The 20,323-nt window shown below is 28.7% G+C and carries 16 protein-coding genes; 13 read left to right on the top strand and 3 right to left on the bottom strand.

Going from position 1 to position 20,323, the window contains the following annotated elements:
• Nucleotides 1–81: 81 nt before the first annotated feature.
• From MHL31_RS10415 to MHL31_RS10400, 4 genes are all read left to right on the top strand, one after another.
• Nucleotides 82–3,252, top strand: coding sequence for an exodeoxyribonuclease V subunit beta (locus MHL31_RS10415; RefSeq protein WP_240225893.1), 3,171 nt, complete (start codon nt 82–84; stop codon nt 3,250–3,252).
• 34 nt (nt 3,253–3,286) lie between these two features.
• The gene (gene kbl, locus MHL31_RS10410; protein WP_240225892.1) at nt 3,287–4,480 is read left to right on the top strand and encodes a glycine C-acetyltransferase; all 1,194 of its coding nucleotides are present in this window, start codon (nt 3,287–3,289) and stop codon (nt 4,478–4,480) included.
• 119 nt (nt 4,481–4,599) lie between these two features.
• Nucleotides 4,600–5,961 (top strand): OmpA family protein, encoded by a 1,362-nt coding sequence (locus MHL31_RS10405; RefSeq protein ID WP_240225891.1) that lies wholly within the window; start codon nt 4,600–4,602, stop codon nt 5,959–5,961.
• A 122-nt stretch (nt 5,962–6,083) separates the two neighbouring features.
• Nucleotides 6,084–7,448: an OmpA family protein gene (locus MHL31_RS10400; protein ID WP_240225890.1), complete on the top strand. Its 1,365-nt coding sequence runs from the start codon at nt 6,084–6,086 to the stop codon at nt 7,446–7,448.
• Nucleotides 7,449–7,720: 272 nt separating this feature from the next.
• Here MHL31_RS10400 and MHL31_RS10395 read toward each other — a convergent pair whose 3' ends face one another.
• Entirely contained in the window at nt 7,721–8,764 is a 1,044-nt protein-coding gene (locus MHL31_RS10395) for a hypothetical protein (RefSeq protein ID WP_240225889.1), read from the bottom strand.
• Nucleotides 8,765–9,036: 272 nt separating this feature from the next.
• Between MHL31_RS10395 and MHL31_RS10390 the strand changes: the two genes are divergently transcribed.
• The 9 genes from MHL31_RS10390 (at nt 9,037) to MHL31_RS10350 (ending at nt 18,918) form a co-directional block, all read left to right on the top strand.
• Nucleotides 9,037–9,495 carry a hypothetical protein gene (locus MHL31_RS10390; protein WP_240225888.1) on the top strand — a complete coding sequence of 153 codons (459 nt, stop codon included), beginning with the start codon at nt 9,037–9,039 and terminating at the stop codon, nt 9,493–9,495.
• Nucleotides 9,496–9,768: 273 nt separating this feature from the next.
• Entirely contained in the window at nt 9,769–11,934 is a 2,166-nt protein-coding gene (locus MHL31_RS10385) for a response regulator (protein ID WP_240225887.1), read from the top strand.
• A 127-nt stretch (nt 11,935–12,061) separates the two neighbouring features.
• Nucleotides 12,062–14,797 (top strand): PD-(D/E)XK nuclease family protein, encoded by a 2,736-nt coding sequence (locus MHL31_RS10380; protein WP_240225886.1) that lies wholly within the window; start codon nt 12,062–12,064, stop codon nt 14,795–14,797.
• Nucleotides 14,798–14,807: 10 nt separating this feature from the next.
• On the top strand, nt 14,808–15,659 hold the full coding sequence (locus MHL31_RS10375) for a S9 family peptidase (protein WP_240225885.1): 852 nt from the start codon (nt 14,808–14,810) through the stop codon (nt 15,657–15,659).
• Nucleotides 15,659–16,168: a GNAT family N-acetyltransferase gene (locus tag MHL31_RS10370; RefSeq protein WP_240225884.1), complete on the top strand. Its 510-nt coding sequence runs from the start codon at nt 15,659–15,661 to the stop codon at nt 16,166–16,168. The genes MHL31_RS10375 and MHL31_RS10370 overlap by 1 nt, the downstream gene beginning before the upstream one ends.
• Nucleotides 16,161–17,495, top strand: coding sequence for an MATE family efflux transporter (locus tag MHL31_RS10365; protein ID WP_240225883.1), 1,335 nt, complete (start codon nt 16,161–16,163; stop codon nt 17,493–17,495). Before MHL31_RS10370 ends, MHL31_RS10365 begins: the two co-directional genes overlap by 8 nt.
• Before the next feature lie 11 nt (nt 17,496–17,506).
• Nucleotides 17,507–18,262, top strand: coding sequence for an enoyl-CoA hydratase/isomerase family protein (locus MHL31_RS10360; RefSeq protein WP_240225882.1), 756 nt, complete (start codon nt 17,507–17,509; stop codon nt 18,260–18,262).
• Nucleotides 18,262–18,447 (top strand): hypothetical protein, encoded by a 186-nt coding sequence (locus MHL31_RS10355; protein ID WP_240225881.1) that lies wholly within the window; start codon nt 18,262–18,264, stop codon nt 18,445–18,447. The genes MHL31_RS10360 and MHL31_RS10355 overlap by 1 nt, the downstream gene beginning before the upstream one ends.
• 15 nt (nt 18,448–18,462) lie before the next feature.
• Entirely contained in the window at nt 18,463–18,918 is a 456-nt protein-coding gene (locus MHL31_RS10350; protein ID WP_240225880.1) for a 6-carboxytetrahydropterin synthase, read from the top strand.
• Nucleotides 18,919–18,970: 52 nt separating this feature from the next.
• Here MHL31_RS10350 and pth read toward each other — a convergent pair whose 3' ends face one another.
• Nucleotides 18,971–19,603: an aminoacyl-tRNA hydrolase gene (gene pth / locus MHL31_RS10345; protein ID WP_240225879.1), complete on the bottom strand. Its 633-nt coding sequence runs from the start codon at nt 19,601–19,603 to the stop codon at nt 18,971–18,973.
• Nucleotides 19,604–19,674: 71 nt separating this feature from the next.
• Nucleotides 19,675–20,304: a 50S ribosomal protein L25/general stress protein Ctc gene (locus tag MHL31_RS10340; RefSeq protein WP_240225878.1), complete on the bottom strand. Its 630-nt coding sequence runs from the start codon at nt 20,302–20,304 to the stop codon at nt 19,675–19,677.
• Nucleotides 20,305–20,323: the final 19 nt, after the last annotated feature.

Here is a 20,323-nt window from a genome sequence, read left to right as displayed (position 1 = left end):
CCTTTTTCTTTTATCGTAAATTCAATAATAACTGTTATAAAACTTTTTAAATTTGTTAACTTGCGTTTATAATTGTTATAAATGCAACATTCTAAAAATTTTCAAATATACAGTGCTTCTGCTGGAAGTGGAAAAACATTTACATTGGTAAAAGAGTATTTAAAAATTCTTTTATTAAGCGATAATTCATTTAAATTTCAACAAATTTTAGCAGTTACTTTTACCAACAAAGCAGCTGGTGAAATGAAAGAACGTGTTATTCAAAATTTAAAAAGTTTTTCAAACTTTGAAAAAAATAATATGCTCTCTATTATTTGTAAAGAAACAAATTTACTAGAAGACGTAATTTTTAAAAAATCTAAAGTAATATTAAATGCTATTTTGCAAAATTATGGGGCTTTTAATATTACTACCATAGATAGTTTTACCCATAAAATTATTAGAACTTTTGCCCACGATTTAAAATTACCAATGAATTTTGATGTGGAAATGGATTCTGAAAGCCTTTTAAATGAAGCTGTTGATATTGTAATTTCTAAAATTGGTGAAAATAAAGAACTTACTACATTACTTGTAAATTATGCCATTCAAAAATTAGATGATGATAAAGCCTGGGATATTTCTAATGAATTAAAAGATTTTGCAAAAATTATTTTAAATGAAAATCATACCACTCATTTAAAATCTTTAAATAATATTTCAATTGAAGCGTTTAAAAATTTAAAAAATAAACTTCAAAAAGAAAATAAAAAAATTGAAAGTACTTTTAATGAAATAGGTACACAAGCACTTGAAATTATAGCACAAAATGGTATAAATATCAAAGACTTTGGATATTCGGGTGAATTTCCTAATTACTTTATAAAACTTCAAAAATTTAGACAACAAAAACCTGGAGCTATAAAATTTGATGGTAGATTAAATAAAACTATTGAAGAAAATAAAAATTTATATGCCGCCAAATGCGATCCTTTTTTAAAACAAACAATTGATAGTATGGCACCTAACTTAAAAGAGCTTTATTACACTTCAAAAAAATTATTTGAAGCTACTTATGGCACCTATGTTTTAAATAGTATTTTAGTTGAAAGTTTAATTCCCTTAGCGGTTTTAAATTATGTAAATTCAGCACTTCAAGATATAAAACAAGAGAATAATATACTGTTAAATGCAGAATTTAATCAGTTAATAAGTGATACAATTAAAGATGAACCAGCGCCATTTATTTATGAAAGATTGGGTGAAAAATTCCGATATTATTTTTTAGATGAAATGCAAGATACATCGCAATTACAATGGAAAAATTTAATTCCATTAATTGAAAATGCTTTAACATCTGAAAACGAAATGGGCGAAACCGGGCAATTGCTTTTGGTTGGTGATGCAAAGCAATCTATTTACAGGTGGCGTGGTGGAAATCCAGAACAATTTATAGCACTTTCTTTAGACGAAGGGCAAAAAGAAAATAATCCTTTCTATGTAGAAAAACAATTATCTAATTTAGATACTAATTATAGAAGTTACTCAGAAATAATAGAGTTTAATAATGGTTTTTTTAAATTTATTTCTCAATTCTTAGCAAACAAAAGTTACAGCAATTTATATGTTGAAGGAAATTCGCAAAAAACTACAAATAATATTGGTGGTTTTGTGCAATTATCATTTGTTGAAAAAGATAAAAATGATGAAGAAAAAGATCTAGTATACCCTAAAAAAGTATTCGATATTATTCAAAATTTGGATGCTACTTTTAAAAAAAATGAAGTATGTGTTTTGGTAAGAACTAAAGCGCAGGGAATAACAATTGCAAATTATTTGTCTGAAAATAATATAGAAATAATATCTTCAGAAACATTGTTGTTAAAAAACAACGAAAAGGTAAATTTTATTATTACCATTTTAAACGTAATAAACAATCCTTTAAATAAAGAATATAAAGCTAAAATGCTTTATTCTTTATACAACTATTTACAATTAGAAATTTCAAAACACGAATTTTTAAGTAGTTTTATTAATTTAGAAAATGACAATTTTTTTAATGAATTAAAAGCATATAACTACTTTTTTAATTATCAAGAATATTTACAACTACCATTTTATGAAAGTTTTGAATACATAATTAGAAGTTTTAATTTAACTCCAGAATCAGATTCAGATATGCAATTCTTTTTAGATTTTGTATTTGAATATCAACAAAAAAAACAACCTTCAATAAACGATTTTTTAGAACTTTGGGAACTTAAAAAAGATAAGTTAAGTATTGTTGCGCCTGAAGCTGAAAATGCAGTTAGAATAATGACAATTCATAAAGCAAAAGGGTTAGAATTTCCGGTAGTTATTTATCCTTATGATATTGATATTTATAGACAGATTAACCCTAAAGTTTGGTATAAAAAATCAGAAATAAGTGAAATAGACTCTTTTTTAGTAAAATATAGCTCAAAACTAAACCTTATTGGAAGGCAAGGAGAATATTTGTTTCAAGAACGTAAAGAAGCCTTAGAACTAGATAATTTTAATATTTTATATGTTGCTTTAACAAGGGCAGTGGAACAATTGTATATAGTTTCAGAACTTAAAAATTCAACAAAAAATAATAGCGAAATTAAATTTATATCAAGTTTGTTTGTGCATTATTTAAAACAACAAGGCTTATGGAATTCAGAAGTTTTAGAATATGCATTTGGAGATCCAAAACGGATTGAAATTCCTGTAGAAGAAAAAAGTAACACAACTATACAAACAGTATTTATTTCAAATTCTTGGAAAAACCATAATATTTCTATAGTAGCAAATTCATCATTATTATGGGATACCGAGCAAGGAAAGGCAATTGGTTATGGAAATTTAATTCATGAAATTTTATCAAAAATAATAACTAAAAACGATATTGACGATGTTATAAAACAATATGTTTTTAATGGTACAATTTCTAAGAACGATGAACAAGAGATTCTAGATATTTTAAATTCCATAGTACATCATCCACAATTAAAAGCTTATTTTAATACTAATAACGAAGTTTATAACGAGCAAGAAATAATTACTCAAGATAAAAAAATAATTATACCAGATAGATTAGTTGTTAATAATAATAAAGTTACAATTATAGATTATAAGACTGGAAATCCAGATAAAAAATACCAGCAACAGCTTTTAAAATATGCTACAACTTTAAAAAAGTTAAATTATACAATTGCAAAAAAAATAATTGTATATATTAATAATGAAATTATTATTGAAGAAGTTTAAAAAAATTATAGATTTGTAAAAAAACACAGCAATTATGTACGGCAAAATACAACAATATTTACAAAAAGAACTTCAAGAAATTAAAGAAGCGGGTTTGTATAAATCTGAACGTATTATAGCATCTTCACAAGATGCAGTAATTAAATTAAATACAGGAAAAGAAGTAGTAAATTTTTGCGCAAATAATTATTTAGGTTTGTCTAACAATCCTGAAGTTATAACAGCAGCAAAAAAAACGTTAGACTCACATGGTTTTGGAATGTCATCTGTGCGTTTTATTTGTGGAACACAAGATATTCATAAAGAGTTAGAACAAACAATTGCTAACTTTTATCAAACGGAAGATACTATTTTATACGCTGCTGCATTTGATGCAAATGGTGGTATTTTTGAACCATTATTATCGAAAGAAGACGCTATAATTTCAGACTCTTTAAATCATGCTTCAATAATAGACGGAGTTCGTTTATGTAAAGCCGCAAGATACAGATATCAAAATAATGATATGGCGGATTTAGAGGCTCAGTTAATTGAAGCGAACAAGCAAAACCATAGATTTAAAATTATAGTAACCGATGGTGTTTTTTCTATGGATGGTGTTGTGGCAAGTTTGGATAAAATATGTGATTTAGCCGATAAATATGACGCTTTAGTAATGGTTGATGAATGCCATGCCGCTGGTTTTATTGGAAAAACTGGAAGAGGAACATTAGAGTTGAAAAACGTAATGGGTCGTGTTGATATTATTACCGGAACCTTAGGGAAAGCGCTTGGAGGTGCAATGGGAGGCTATACCACTGGTAAAAAAGAGATTATAGAATTATTAAGACAAAGATCTAGACCTTATTTATTTTCAAATTCTTTAGCGCCAGCAATTGTAGGTGCGTCATTAAAAGTTTTTGAAATGATCTCAAAAGATACTTCTTTACGAGATAAATTAGAGTGGAATACTAATTATTTTAAAGAAGGAATGACCAAAGCAGGTTTTGATATAGTTAAAGGAGATTCTGCAATTGTTCCAGTAATGTTATACGATGCGAAACTATCTCAAGATATGGCAAATATGTTATTGGAAGAAGGCGTTTATGTAATTGGATTCTTTTTCCCTGTTGTTCCAAAAGGAAAAGCAAGAATTAGAGTTCAACTATCTGCAGCTCATGATAAAAAACATTTAGATAAAGCTATACAAGCCTTTATAAATGTTGGTAAATTGTTGAAAATTATTTAGATTTATTGTATTATTGCTCTGTATTTAAGAATATTTTGTAAATTTGCTTCAATAGTTATGTAAAGGTAGCTTATTTTACTTAAAAAAATAAAAAGAACATTTAATTTAATTCACTGAAAATGAAACATTTAAAAATTGCCGTATTGGCTTTATTATTAATTACGTCCCTAGGCAATGCTAATGCTCAGGACAAAGAAAATCCTTGGGGCTTCACTTTAGGAGTAAATGCTATTGATATTAGCACTTCTACAGATGCAACATCTGGATATTTCGGATCATATGATTTTAATGGAAATGATGTAAATGCCGTTCCATGGTTAAGCAAATTTGCTGTTACAAGATACATAGGAAGTGGTTTTAGTGCTGAACTTGCAGGGTCGTTAAATAAAGTTGATAAACCTTGGGGTTCATCTGCTAATGTAACATTCTTTGGTTTAGATTTAAATGCAAAATATGATTTAAATAATTTATTTGGACAAACAGGTTGGTTTGATCCATTCTTATACGTTGGTGTTGGTGAAAATTGGGTAGGAACTGAAAACGGTGTAAGTTTAAATGTTGGTGCTGGTTTTAATGCTTGGATTAGTGATAATGTAGGTATTAACTTTACTTCAGGTTATAAAAAAGTAAATACTCCAGTAGATTTTGATATGTATCAACATTCTGTTGGTATCGTATGGAAATTAGGAAATAAAGATACTGATGGTGATGGTGTAAGTAATAAAGAAGACAAATGTCCTAATGAAGCTGGTTTAGCTGAGTTTAATGGTTGTCCAGATACTGATGCAGATAAAGATGGTGTTTCTGACTGTTGTGATAAATGTCCAGATGTTCCTGGTTTACCAGAATTTGATGGTTGTCCAGATACAGACGGAGATGGTATTCCAGATGCTAAAGATAAATGTCCTACAGTTGCTGGATTAAAAGCTTTACATGGTTGTCCTGATCAAGATGGAGATGGTGTTGCAGATGGAGATGATGCTTGTCCAGAAGTTCCTGGTCCTAAAGGAAACTCAGGTTGTCCTTACAAAGATACTGATGAAGATGGTGTTATTGACATTATTGACAGATGTGTTGAGGTTCCTGGTCCTGCTTCTAACGAAGGTTGTCCAGAAGTATTTGTAGATCAAGAAACAGTAGATCAAGCTGCAAGAGGCATTAACTTTGATACTGGAAAATCTGCAATCAGACCAGATGCTGCTGCTATTTTAGATAATGTTGCTACTATCTTAAACCAAAATCAAAATTTACAATTTAGATTCTCAGTAGAAGGACATACAGATAGTACAGGTTCTGCTGCTAGAAACATGACTTTATCTACAGATAGAGCTAATGCTGTAAAAGCATACTTAGTAAATAAAGGAGTAAGCGCTAATAGATTATCTACTCAAGGTTTTGGTCAAACTGCACCTATTGATTCTAACGCTACTAGTGAAGGAAGATTTAACAATAGAAGAGTTGAGATCAATCAAATAAAATAAATTTATTGTATTAATACAATTTATAAAGCCACTCTTTTTAGGGTGGCTTTTTGGTGCGTTATAAATTAATATTTATAAATTTGCACTAATTAAGAAAAAGTTTAAATTAAATAAAAAGTAACATGAAAAAAAGAAAAATTGTTTTAACAACTTTGTTGTTAATTATTGGATTAGCATCCATAAATGCTCAAGACAAAAATAATCCTTATTCAATAGGGGTGGGAATAAATGCTATCGATTTTTATCCTACTAATCCTGGATTAGCAGGGCACGGTACTTGGTTTGAAGAGTTTGTAAATATTGATGACCATTATAATATAATTCCATCTATTTCAAAAGTAACGGTTAGTAGGTATTTAACAGATGGTTTTAGTATTGAAGCTGCTGGTTCCTTAAATAGAATAAAAAAAGTAGGTGATAATAGCGTAAGCAGTACTTCTTACTTGGCTTTAGATGGAGCTGTTAAATACGACTTAAATAATGCGTTTGGTCAAACTGGTTGGTTTGATCCGTATGCATCTATTGGTGGTGGTTATATTTGGATGGGAGATTATGATACAGGAACCTTTAACGCTGGTTTAGGGTTTAACGTTTGGTTTAATGATAATTTTGGCCTTAATTTAGAATCTAAATATAAACATGCTTTTGAAAGTAAAATTGTACAACATTTTCAACACTCTTTAGGTGTAGTTATTAAGTTTGGTGGAACAGACTCTGATAACGACGGTGTTTTTGATGATGTAGATGCTTGTCCAGAAGTATTCGGATTAATGGAATATAATGGATGTCCAGATTCTGATAATGATGGCGTTATAGATTCAAAAGATGCTTGTCCTAATGTTGCAGGTTTAGAATCTCTAAACGGTTGTCCTGATACTGATGGAGATGGTATTGCAGATAAAGACGATGCTTGTCCTAATGTTAAAGGAACAAAAGCAAATAATGGCTGTCCAGACTCTGATAATGATGGAATAGTAGATTCTAGAGATAATTGTCCTAATGTTGCAGGACCTAGAGCTAATAAGGGTTGTCCTTGGCCAGATACTGATAACGATGGCGTTTTAGATAAAGATGACGATTGTCCAAAAGTGGCAGGAGTTGCTTCTAATAATGGTTGTCCTGAAGTTACTGTTCAAGATATAGCAAGATTAGAAGAGTTGTTTAAAACAGTGTATTTTGAAACTAATAAAGCAAGTTTTAAATCAGAAACTATTGCAAAATTAAATGAAGCTATTGCAATTATAGTGAAATATCCAAGAGCAAAATTTGCAATTTCTGGTCATACAGATAGTATTGGAAATGATCAATACAACTTAAAATTATCTGAAGAAAGAGCACAAGCTGTAAAAAGTTATTTAGTATCTAAGGGTGTGCCTTCTAGTAATTTAACTGCAAAAGGTTATGGAGAAACACAACCTGTAGAAAGCAATATGTATAATGCTGGTAGAGCAGCAAACAGAAGAGTTGATATTAAATTAATAAAATAAAAAATAGTAATTTTTATTTATAGATTTTATCGGCTCTATCTTATAAACTGTATAAGTTTTAAAATCTCAGGTCAAAAGTTGATCTGAGATTTTTTTATTTATTAATTTTAAATAGTTGGATAATGGTTTTACTCATTATCCAACTTTGCATATACTACTAATTGTGGGGGCGTATATTGCTCTAAAATTTTGTTTTTAATTAAATGGTGGTACTTATAAACCCTGTTTCACCTTCATAATTAAATAAAATTCTATTTTAAGTTTAATGTTATTTAGTTTATATTAATAGTATTTCCACAACCTGTATTTTTACTGTACACTTTTACATTGGTAGCTTTACCATTAACTTGTAAGTATCCATCAGTATCACAATCCCATTTAGCTGTTCCGCCTGCAGAAATTTCTATTTCATGAGTATCCATACCTTGTGGACATACATAAATAGTGCTTCCGCCAGTATTTCGAAGTGTTACTTTATTTGCTTTTTGAGCACCTTGGTAATTTGCTTCATTCAATTTTTTTCTTCTTTCTAATTCTTGCCACTCTGGTGTTGCCATTACAGAATCGTTGTGTTTTTTAGCTTCTGCCCATGATGCATCACTTGCAGCTTTTTCTTTCGCTATTTTGTCTTTAGTTAGTTGTGCAACGTTTTCATCCGATTGTTTTTGGGCTGCAGTTCTACCATCTTGTTTTGCTTTCATGGCAACTAAATAATCTGTAATTATTTTATCTAGATTCTTATTTGTGAATTCTTTATATTCAGGTCCAAAAGTACCTAATGCTTCATTTTTCAACGCTTTCATTTTTGCGAAAAAAGAGTTCTTCTTTTTAGTTTTTTTCTCCTTTTTCTCAACATCAGCCTCTGCAGGTGCTGCTCCTGCTTTAATGAAGACAGCTGAAATACCTTTAAAAGTGGCAAATTTTGTTGAAACTCCGTCAAGAGAAAAAACATAATCACCAATAGAGACATAGTAATAATGATAACCCCAATCTTCACCGCTTATAACGGACTCATAAGGATACCCTGTACACTCTATTTTTTCATCTGAAATATCAACTGTCATTTCAGTTTCTCCTTTTTTTGAACCTTCTTGTAAAATAGTAGAAAATTTATAACCTTCTCCAGTTGGTAAATATTCTTTTTTAAATTTAACAGAATTTCCTTTTTCTTCTGCCTTATAAGTACCATCTCCTTTTTTTGACACCTTTAAATATAGGTTGTAGGTATCTTCTTCAGAAATGTTTTCAAAAAAGCTTTTTTGTGCTTGTGTTGCTGTTGTAATTAATAGTACAACTGCTAAAATTAATTGTTTCATTTGTTTAATTTTTTTGTTTTCAAATTGATGTTTGTTTCTTTTTTATGGCAGGTCAAAACTAGTACTAAACACGGTTTTACATCATTCAAAAAATGACTATTTAAGTCAAAAAATAACCATTTGATTCAAAAAGCTACTATTTGGGTCAATGCAGTTATACGCCCAAATAATTACATAATTAAAGTATACATTTGAGTGTTATTTAGCTTAAAATGAGTTAAAATTTTACACTTAAATTGAATATAAATACAAACTAATTAAAATTAAAAATTATGAAATTAAAAGGATTCTTACTCGTATTATTGGTTAGTGCTTTAAATGCAAATGCACAAGATTATTTTCCTAAAAGTGATGAGTTTAACGGGAAATATTATTCATTAAATAAGATGGGGAGTTTAGGGCAAGAGGTAACCGAAGTATATTTAGCAATTGGTGAACCTGGCACAACAAAAATGATGACACTTAGCCTAACAGAAGGTGGTATGCCTGCATATTTTGTGTTTGATGAAGCTGTAGCTAAAAAAGTAAAAAAAGCTGTATTTCGCAACAGAATGTCAATGGTTTTTATGTATGATGAAAATAGTTTAGTGATGGTTAGAGAGAAAAAAGAAAGAAATGAAGCTGAAGGTGAAACTATTGTAGACTTTTTTAGTACCGACAATGCTAAAGTAGCCGCTATGACAAAAGAAAAAGCGATGGAGTATGCAACTCAATATGCGGGAGAGTTTTAAAAACATTCTTTTTTATCTTTATTGTAACTTTCAATAGGTAATGATCTTTAGTATAAATGTCACTAAATAAATTGTTTTGAGAAATTGTTACTGTTGTAATTAACAATGTAAAAACCAACTATTTTAGTTAAAATGCTTTTTAAGGTTAATTCATTGCCTCAAAAAAAGATATATTTACAAAGAAAGTATATCAAATTTAGGTGGTTTAAGTTGTGGGTTATGTTATAAACTATTACTTCCAATTTTGGTTAGTTGCTAATATTTAGTTGATTTATGAAAAAAAAATACGAAACTGTAATAGGTCTAGGAACCCAAGAAAGCAATGCTAATAATGTAAATAAAAGAATACGTTTATTAAATACCTATTGTTTAATTTGGGGACATTTAATACTGTTTTTTTATGCTTTAGAAATAATTGTTGCTTTAGTTCAAGAGACTATAAATCAGAATGTTATTACTTTTTATTTTTTTGACTATAAATTATTTTTTAATTACTTTTTTATTGTTTGCTCACTAATAATCATAATATTCATCAATAAGAATCACCATTTTAAATGGGCTCGCATATTCTTTATAAGTGTCTTTATTATAAATAATATCTATTTTACACTTATTGTTTCGCCAGGCAATTACTTAGAATATTATTTTTTACTATTATCACCAATTTCTCTTACGCTGTACTCAAAAAAACGTGTATCATACCTTATATTAACCATCGGATTTTTATTGTTTTTAACACCTTATTACTTTTTTGTTGTTTACCCAACAGATTATGTTGATAGACTACTAGTTCTAGAGGCTTTATGTATTTTCTTAGTAATTCACCTTTTGGTTAATTATTTTAAAGAAAGCAATGTAAAAAATGAAAAACTTTTAGCACTAGAAAAAGACAAAGTACTTTCAGATAAAATGATATTAGAAGTTCAAGAAGCAGAATTACGTGAATCGATTGAGTTTAAATCACATTTTTTTGTAAACCTTTCACATGAAATACGTACCCCTTTAACCTTAATTCAAGGGTATACAAATCAATTAAACTTTAAAGAATCTGATAAAGAAAACAAACAAAAAACAGCTGTTATTAAAGAACAATGCCAACAAATGCAAAATATTATTAATGGTATTATGGATTTAAGTAAAATGGATAATAATCAGTTTCAACTTATTAGGATACCGGTTGATTTAAACTCGTTTTTAGAAAAACATTTCATTAATTTTCAAAGTCTTTTTACTAAAAAAAATATAGAGTTTACATTTAATAATAAGACTTTAAAAACAACAATTTTAGTAGATGAAGATCTATTTTCTAAAGCAATTACTAATTTACTTAGCAATGCCTTAAAATTTACACCTACAAACGGAAGCGTTGCTATAAACACTTCTTTTAACAACGAAGGAATTACTATTAATGTTATAGATACGGGTATTGGCATTAGTAAGGAAGAAACCGAATCTATCTTTAAGCGTTTTTATCAAGTAAAAAATGACATTACCAAAAGTCAAGGAAGTGGTATAGGTTTAGCGTTTACAAAAAGTATTGTTAACGCACATCAATTTTCTATTGCTGTAGAAAGCAGTTTTGGAAATGGCACTTGTTTTACAATTTCTATTCCTAAAGAATTTGTGAATTCTACTATTAATCAATCGTCTATAAAACCTCCTGAAATTTTTGAAATAAAAAAAACTATGTTTATAGAACAACCAAACATAAGCTCTATAAACAAAAAACAAAAAATACTTATAGTAGATGACCATGAACTAATGAGGAAGTATTTAAAAAAGGTTTTGCAAAATTATGATATTACTGAAGCTGAAAATGGAAAAGAGGCACTTGAGGTGCTTCAAAACAATAATTTCGATCTTATTTTAACAGATTATATGATGCCTGTTATGGATGGGAAAACTTTAGTGAAAAAATTAAAACAACAACAAAATAAAACACCTATTTTAGTCCTTACTGCAAGAACAGATCAGCAAGGAAAACTATCTATGCTACGTTTAGGAATTGATGGCTATTTACACAAACCTTTTTTAGAAGAGGAACTTTTAATTAATATTAAAAATGCTATTGCTCTTTTTAAAAATATAACGGAATTTGATAAGGATAATTCACCTGAAGTTTTAAAAAACTTAAACGAATATGCCGATAAATTTAATATGAAAATTACATCTTATATTAACAATAATTTAAATTCACCGCTACTTACTGTGGATACTATTTCAGAATATATGAAAGTCTCCAGAAGCACACTAAACCGTAAAGTTAAGAGTGTATTAGGACAAACAGTTAACCAATTAATACAAGAAGCACGTTTAGAAAAAGCACGCAATTTAAGAGCAGAGGATCCTTTTGCAACTAAAAAACAGATTGCAGAAGCTGTTGGTGTAACAAATACCACTTACTTATTTGATAAACTAAAAGAACGCTATGGGGTATAGAAGAAACAGCTATTAGTTTCGTTTAGATTTCTAATCTGTATAAAGTCTTTTAAATATTTTTACATTAATTGCTCAAAAAGTATTTCAATTAAAAAGGCATTTGTACTTTTATAGTTTATAAAAAATTATGGATTCTTTTATTTCAAAAGTTGTTAAAGACGTTAGTAGTAAAAATTTTACTATTAAAAACTGCGTATTTGTTTTACCTAGTCAGCGTGCTTGTGTATTTTTAAAAAAAGAAATTGTAGACAGTACTGTTTCAAGTACTTTTTCACCAAAAATTATTAGTATCGAAAATTATATTCAAGAGTTAGCCGATATTAATTTAATTGATACCACACAATTGCTTTTTGAATTTTATAGTGTTTATAAAGAAAATTTACCACAAGATTTAATTGAGCCTTTTGAAACATTTTCTCAATGGGCAACAATTGCATTACACGATTTTAATGAAATTGATAGTTATTTGGTCAATTCAAAAGATCTTTTTTCGAATTTAAAAGATGTAAAAAAAATAGAGTATTGGTTTAAAGATAAAACACCTAGTAAACTAGCACTAAACTATCTTCAGTTTTTTGAACATTTGAACAAATTATATAATTCGTTGTATAAAAGACTGAAAGTAAACAAATTTGGTTATCAAGGTTTAATTTATAGAGAAGCTGTAGCTAATTTAGAGCATTATATAGAAAATAATAATGATAAACATATTGTTTTTGCGGGTTTTAATGCTTTAAATAAAGCTGAGGAAATTATTTTTCAGGAATTATTAAATAATAATTTAGCTTCAATTTATTGGGATTCAAATTCAAACTTATTTAATAATTCTAACGAAGCAGGTATTTTTTTAAGAAAGTATAAAAAAGAATGGGATTATTATAAAACAGCGCCTTTTTTATGGGTAGACGCAACTAATTTTGAAGAAAAAAATATTGAATTTGTTGGAGCTCCAAAAAATATTACTCAAATTAAATACGCGGGTGAATTATTATCTAAATTACAAAATCATCAAAATACTGCACTGGTTTTAGCAGATGAAAATTTATTGGCATTGGCGCTTAATTCGTTGCCAAATAGTGTTAAAAATATAAATATTACAATGGGATACCCTTTAAAAGATATTCCCTTGTCAAACTTATTTGAAAAACTATTTAAACTACATTTAAATCAACAAAAATTTAATAAACAGCTACAATTACAGTTTTACTATAAAGATGTCTTAAATCTCTTAAATGATCCATTTTTAAACAAACTACATGGAACTACAATTCAAAAAATAATTGCAAAACTTAAAAGTGAGAATACTATTTTTTTATCAAAAAAAATGATAGAAAATTGTATTTCTAAATCAGAAAAAGAACAACTGCAAAATGTATTGCAATTGTTTACTTTTTCAAATAGTGTAAATACCATTATAAAACAATGTAGCAACTTAATAATATTGCTTAAAAATTATGTAGATGGTGTAGATAAAGAATATTTATACCGTTTTTATACTGTTTTTAAACAGTTAGAAACCTTAAATAAATCGTATAATTATATTTCAAATTTAAAAACACTTACATTATTTTATAACCAACTGTTAAGTCACGAAAAACTTTCTTTTCAAGGCGAACCATTAAAGGGATTGCAATTAATGGGAATGTTAGAAACCAGAGCTTTAGATTTTGAAACCATTATAGTAACTTCTGTAAATGAAGGTATTTTACCAGGAAGTAAAAATGAAAATTCATTTCTACCTTTTGATGTGAAAAAGTATTTTAAAATGCCAACATATCAAGAAAAAGATGCCATTTTCTCTTATCATTTTCAACGCTTGTTACAGCGTGCAAAAAATGTATACTTAATTTATAATACAGAAACCGATGGTTATGGAGCAGGAGAGAAGAGTAGGTTTTTAACGCAATTAGAAATTAATAATCCAAAAATTAAAAAAACAATAATAAATCCAAAAGTTCAAAAACACGAAGAAGTTTTACTTCAAATTAAAAAAACACCAGAAATAATAGAAAAATTAAAAGCGGTTTTTGAAAAAGGAATTTCCCCGTCGGCTTTGGCAACTTATATTTACAACCCAATTAGTTTTTACGAGCAAAAAGTTTTGGGAATTAGAGACGATGATGAAGTTGAAGAAACCATTGCTGCAAATACCATGGGATCTGTAATTCATGATGTTTTAGAGCAATTATACACACCATTTATCGGTGCTTTTGTTTTAAAGGAAAACATAGTTCAAATGCAACAAAAAATTGAACCTTTGTTAATTAAATTCTTTGAAAAACATTACAAAAAAGGAAATATAGAAACAGGAAAAAATAAATTAATATTTGAAGTTTGTAAAAATCATATCAACCGGTTTTTAAAGCAAGAATTACAACTTATAACTAAGGGAAATCGATTAAAAATAATTGCTTTAGAAGCAAATTTAAATTGTAAAATACCTATTGAAAGTCTAGATTTTCCAATAAACTTAAAGGGAATTGTTGATAGAGTAGACGAACTAAATGGCTGTGTAAGAATTATAGATTATAAAACCGGAAAAGTAGAAGCAAGTCAATTAAAAGTACACGATTTTAGTGTGATTAGTGAAGATTATAAATATACAAAAGCCATGCAAGTAATGTTATATTCGTTTATGTATGCTGCTAGTACAAATATAGATAAATTAGAAAGTGGCATAATTTCATTTAAAAATTTAAATGCAGGGTTTTTAAAAATGAATTTTTCTGAAAAATATAGAGGTGTTGATACACTCGTTTCAGAAGAAAGAATACAAGAGTTTATGGTTGAAACTAAAAATATTATTAAAGAAATTTTAAATCCTGAAATACCATTTATTCAAAACGAAGATTTACCATTTTAAAACATACAAAATGATTACAAAAACAAATATACAAGTTAAAAGTTCAAAGCATAACAAACCAATTTTAACGGATGTATTTTACACAAAAAATAACATACAAAAACCAATTGTAATTTTTTGCCACGGTTATAAAGGTTTTAAAGATTGGGGAGCGTGGAATTTAGCAGCTCCTGAATTTGTGAAAGCTAATTTGTTTTTTCTAAAATTTAATTTTTCACATAATGGTGGAACAGTAGAAAACCCGATTAATTTTCCAGATTTAGAAGCTTTTGGACATAATAATTTCATTACAGAATTAGACGATTTAGAAGATATAGTAAATTGGATTGTAACAAATCCAGATTATAAAGAAGAGATAGATCCAAATAATATAACGCTAATAGGACACTCTAGAGGTGGAGGTATTGTAACTTTAAAAGCTTCAGAAAATAAACAAATTTCTAAAGTTATTTCTTGGGCTGGTGTTTCAGATTTTGGAGCACGTTTCCCTAAGGATGAAAAAATTCTTCAGCACTGGGAAAAAGAAGGAGTATCATATATCGAAAACTCCAGAACAAAACAGCAAATGCCACATTATTTTCAGTTTTATACCAACTTTAAAGAAAATGAAGCACGTTTAACAATTAAAAAGGCTGTAGAAAAATTAACCATTCCGCATTTAATTATTCAGGGGAAAAAAGATGAAGTTGTTCCTCCTATTGAAGCTGAAAATTTACATAAATGGAATCCTAAAAGTACACTTTTTATAATTGATGAAATGAACCATCCGTTAGGTTGTTCAGAACCTTATACGGCACCTAAAATGCCAACACATTTAGCTGAGGTTGTAGCAAAAAGTATAGAATTTATTTTAACAAAATAATGCATATTGAAAAAGCAACACAAAACGATTTAGAAGCTTGTTATTTTATTACAAAAAGCTGTGCTGCGTCAATGATTGAAAACGGTATTTTTCAATGGAATGATATATACCCTTCACTAGAAGTATTAGATAAAGATATTGCACTTCAACAATTGTGGAAATTAACAGAAAACAATACAATTATTGGTATAATTGTACTTACAACAATTGAAGATATTGAATATAAGTCGGTAAAATGGTTAACAGAAAATAAGTATAATTTATATGTGCATCGCTTAGCGGTAGATCCAATATTTCAAGGTAAAGGCTATGCGCAAAAATTAATGTGTTTTGCCGAAGATTATGCTTTAAAAAAAGGGTTTCATTCAATTAGATTAGATACGTTTAGTCAAAATGCTAGAAATCAGAAATTTTATAAAAAACGAGGTTATATTAAATTAGAGGAAATTTATTTTCCAAATCAGAGTAAATTTCCATTTTATTGTTACGAGAAAATTTTAAATGTATAAAGAATCTAACATTACTTTTAAGGGTATTAATAAATTAGCAATTCCAGCAATAATATCTGGAATTGCTGAACCGCTATTATCTATAACAGATACTGCAATTGTAGGAAACATTAATTTAAATCCAACAGAAGCATTGGCAGCAGTTGGTATTGCAGGGTCGTTTATTTCTGCATTGGTTTGGATTTTAGCACAAACTAGATCCGCAATTTCAGCCATTGTTAGTAAATATTTAGGAGCTAAAAAATTAGATGAAATTGCTACATTACCCGCTCAAATTATAGCTATAAACTTAAGTTTAAGTATTTTTATTTATATAGTTACACTGTTTTTTGTCAATCAAATTTTTCAACTGTACAATGCAGAAGGTTTAATTTTAAATTATGCAGTAGACTATTATAAAATTAGGGCTCTTGGATTTCCTCTTACGCTTTTTGTATTTTCAGCCTTTGGTGTTTTTAGAGGATTACAAAACACGTTTTGGCCAATGGTAATAAGTATTGTTGGGGCAATTTTAAATGTTATTTTAGATATTGTTTTAGTGTATGGTGTTGAAGGTTTTATTGACCCTATGAATGTAGTAGGAGCTGCTTGGGCAAGTGTAATAGCGCAAGCTGTTATGGCGCTTTTAGCACTTATTTTATTATTAAAAAAGACACCATTTAGCTATAAATTAAAATTCCCGTTTAATAAAGAAATTAAAAATTTACTTTTAATAAGTTTTAACCTAATAATAAGAGCTATAGCTTTAAATGTAGCCTTGTATTTAGCAAATTCATATGCAACAAAATACGGAAATCAATACATAGCAGCACAAACTATTGCGTTTCAAATTTGGTTGTTTTTTGCCTTTTTTATTGATGGATATGCAAGTGTTGGTAATATAGTTTCTGGAAAATTATTAGGAGAAAAAAATTATCCTAAATTATGGGAGTTAAGCGGTAGGCTTAGTAAATATTCAATAATTGTAGCGTTAATATTAACGGCTCTTTGTGGCATATTTTATACACAAATTGGAGTTGTATTTTCTAAAGAACAAGAAGTGTTAGATGCATTTTACAACATTTTTTGGATAGTGCTTTTAATGCAGCCTATTAATGCTGTTGCTTTTGTTTTTGACGGAATATTTAAAGGTTTAGCAGAAGCTGTAACACTTAGAAATTTACTTTTGGTGGCTACCTTTTTAGGCTTTGTACCAACATTGTTAATTGGAGATTATTTCAATTTAAAACTCTACGCTATATGGATGGCTTTTACAGTTTGGATGCTATTAAGGTCTGGTATATTAGTTGTTAAGTTTAAAAGAAAATATTTATATAAAAACACGTAACTTTGTATACTATGAGTAACGGAAGTTTATACACACATATTCAAAATAATATTGCAACAATTGAATTTTTTCATGAAGCAAGTAATTCTTTTCCAAGTGAATTATTAGAGCGTTTAGCGAAAGCTTTTAACGAATTAAGTGTTGATAATGATGTGCATGTAATAATATTAAAAAGCGAAAAAGAAAAAGCTTTTTGCGCAGGTGCTTCATTTGATGAATTGGTTGCAATTACTAATTTAGAAGAGGGAAAAAAATTCTTTTTAGGATTTGCAAACGTATTAAATGCAATGCGAAAATGTTCTAAATTAATAATTGGACGTGTGCAAGGTAAAACTGTTGGCGGAGGTGTTGGTTTAGCTGCTGCATGTGATTATTGTTTAGCCACAGAGCAAGCCGCTATTAAATTATCGGAATTAACCATTGGTATAGGTCCGTTTGTAATTGCGCCAGCGGTAGAACGTAAAATTGGCCTAGCTGCATTAAGCGAATTAACAATAGATGCTACAGGCTGGAAAAATGCGTATTGGGCAAAAGATAAAGGATTGTATGCAAAAGTATTTGATACTATTTCTGAATTAGATAAAGAAGTAGAATATTTAGCTCTAAAATTGGCTTCTTACAACCCAGATGCCTTAAAAGAGATGAAAAAAGTATTATGGGAAGGTACTGAAAATTGGGATGTTTTATTAGATAAACGTGCCGAAATAAGTGGAAAACTTGTTTTATCAGATTTTACCAAAAAAGCACTTCAAAAATTTAAAAAATAATGAAATTAGCAACACTACTTTTTTTAATTCAACAAGTTGATATTGAAGAAAAAATGAACAATGCACCTGATGGTAGTTATGAAATAGGTGTAGTTATAGGAACTTATTTACCTTTTGTAGTACTTGTTGCATTGGCATATTTTGTGTATTACAAAGCAAAAAATAGAAAAGATTTAGACGATTAATTTAGGGATATAAAAATGAGTAAAATTAGAATTACAAAACATTTCGATTTTGAAACTGGACACGCTTTATATGGTTATGATGGAAAATGTAAAAATGTACACGGACATAGTTATAAACTATCTGTAACAGTTATAGGAGAACCAATTAGCGATACTTCAAACGTAAAATTGGGAATGGTAATAGATTTTGGAGATTTAAAAAAAATTGTACTATCTGAAATTGTCGATAAATTTGACCACGCTACTGTTTTTAATAAAAATACACCACACTTAGAGTTGGCAAATGAGCTTGAAAAAAGAGGGCATAACATTATTCTAGTTGATTATCAACCTACAAGTGAAATGATGTTGATTGATTTTGCTGAAAAAATAAAAAACAGACTGCCTGAAACCATTCATTTACACTCGTTAAAATTACAAGAAACTGCAAGTTCACATGCAGAATGGTTTGCAAGTGATAATGCAGTTTAAATAAGTGTATTTAAAGTCAGTTTTTTTTCGAAACTAGAAGTTTTGTGTGGGCTTATTTACCGTTAAAAGTATTCATTGTATTATTTAAGCCTGCAGTACCAAAAGATTTAATTAAATCGCAAGATTTAGCTATACGTTCTGGAAGTTGTTTATTTTCATCATTATTCCAGGTTCCTAGAACATAATCAATTTGGCGCCCTTTAGAGAATGCATCTCCAACACCAAACCTAAAACGTGGATATTGTTGGGTTTGTAATATCTTGTTTATGTCTTTTAGTCCGTTATGACCTCCGTCACTTCCTTTAGCTTTTAAACGAATTACGCCAAAATCTATATTTAAATCGTCACAAATTACCATTAAATTTTCGATAGGGATATTTTCTTTTGTCATCCAATATTTTACAGCTTTTCCACTTAAATTCATATAAGTAGATGGCTTTAATAGAATAAATGTTCTTCCTTTAAATCTAAAGGAGGCAATAGCACCCAATTTCTGACTTTCAAAAGTAATGCCTTCATTTAAAGCTAGAGTATCTAAAATTTTAAATCCAATATTGTGTCGAGTTTCATCGTATTTAGCACCAATATTTCCTAAGCCAACAATTAAGAATTTTTTCATAAGTTCTTGAGTAGATTTTTCTTTTTTTGATGTGAAAATTAACTTTAAATTTTTAAAAATTTTCATACAGCAAAAGTAGTAAAAAGAAAAAGCGTTGCAAATGCAACGCTTTTATATTAAATACTAAAATAATTAGTTTATTCAGCAGCAGCTTCTTCAGCTCCTTCTTCACCTTCAGCTCCTTCTTCACCTTCTTCACCTTCTTCGTCTTCTGGCATTACAGCACTACGTGCAGTTCTAACCTGAACAACTACTGTATTTTCTGGGTGTAAAATTGAATATTCATCATTTGCTAATTCAGAAACAACCAATTTTTGACCAATTTTTAATTTAGAAATATCAGCATTTATAAAGTCTGGTAAATTAGCTGGTATAGCTCTAACACTTAATTTACGCATTGCAAAACGTAAAGAACCACCAGCAATTACACCCGGAGAAGTTCCAACTAGTCTTACTGGAATGTTCATTGTTACCAATTTATCGTCAAATAGTTGGTAAAAATCTATGTGTAAAATTTTGTCTGTTACAGGGTGAAACTGTATATCTTGTAAAATTGCATGGTAACTAGTACCATCTAATTCAATCATTGCAGTATATACGTTAGCCGTGTACACTAAATTTTTGAACGATACTTCGTCAGCTGAAAAGTGTAATGGTTTATCCCCTCCGTATAATACGCAAGGTACCTTTCCAGCATTACGTAAGGCTTTAGTAGCTACTTTACCTACGCTTTCTCTTTTAGATCCTGTGATTGTTATTGATTTCATTTATTTAAATATTAATTAA

The organism is Lutibacter sp. A80 (assembly GCF_022429645.1).
Lineage (GTDB): Bacteria > Bacteroidota > Bacteroidia > Flavobacteriales > Flavobacteriaceae > Lutibacter.
This window is presented reverse-complemented; position numbering and strand designations above follow the sequence as displayed.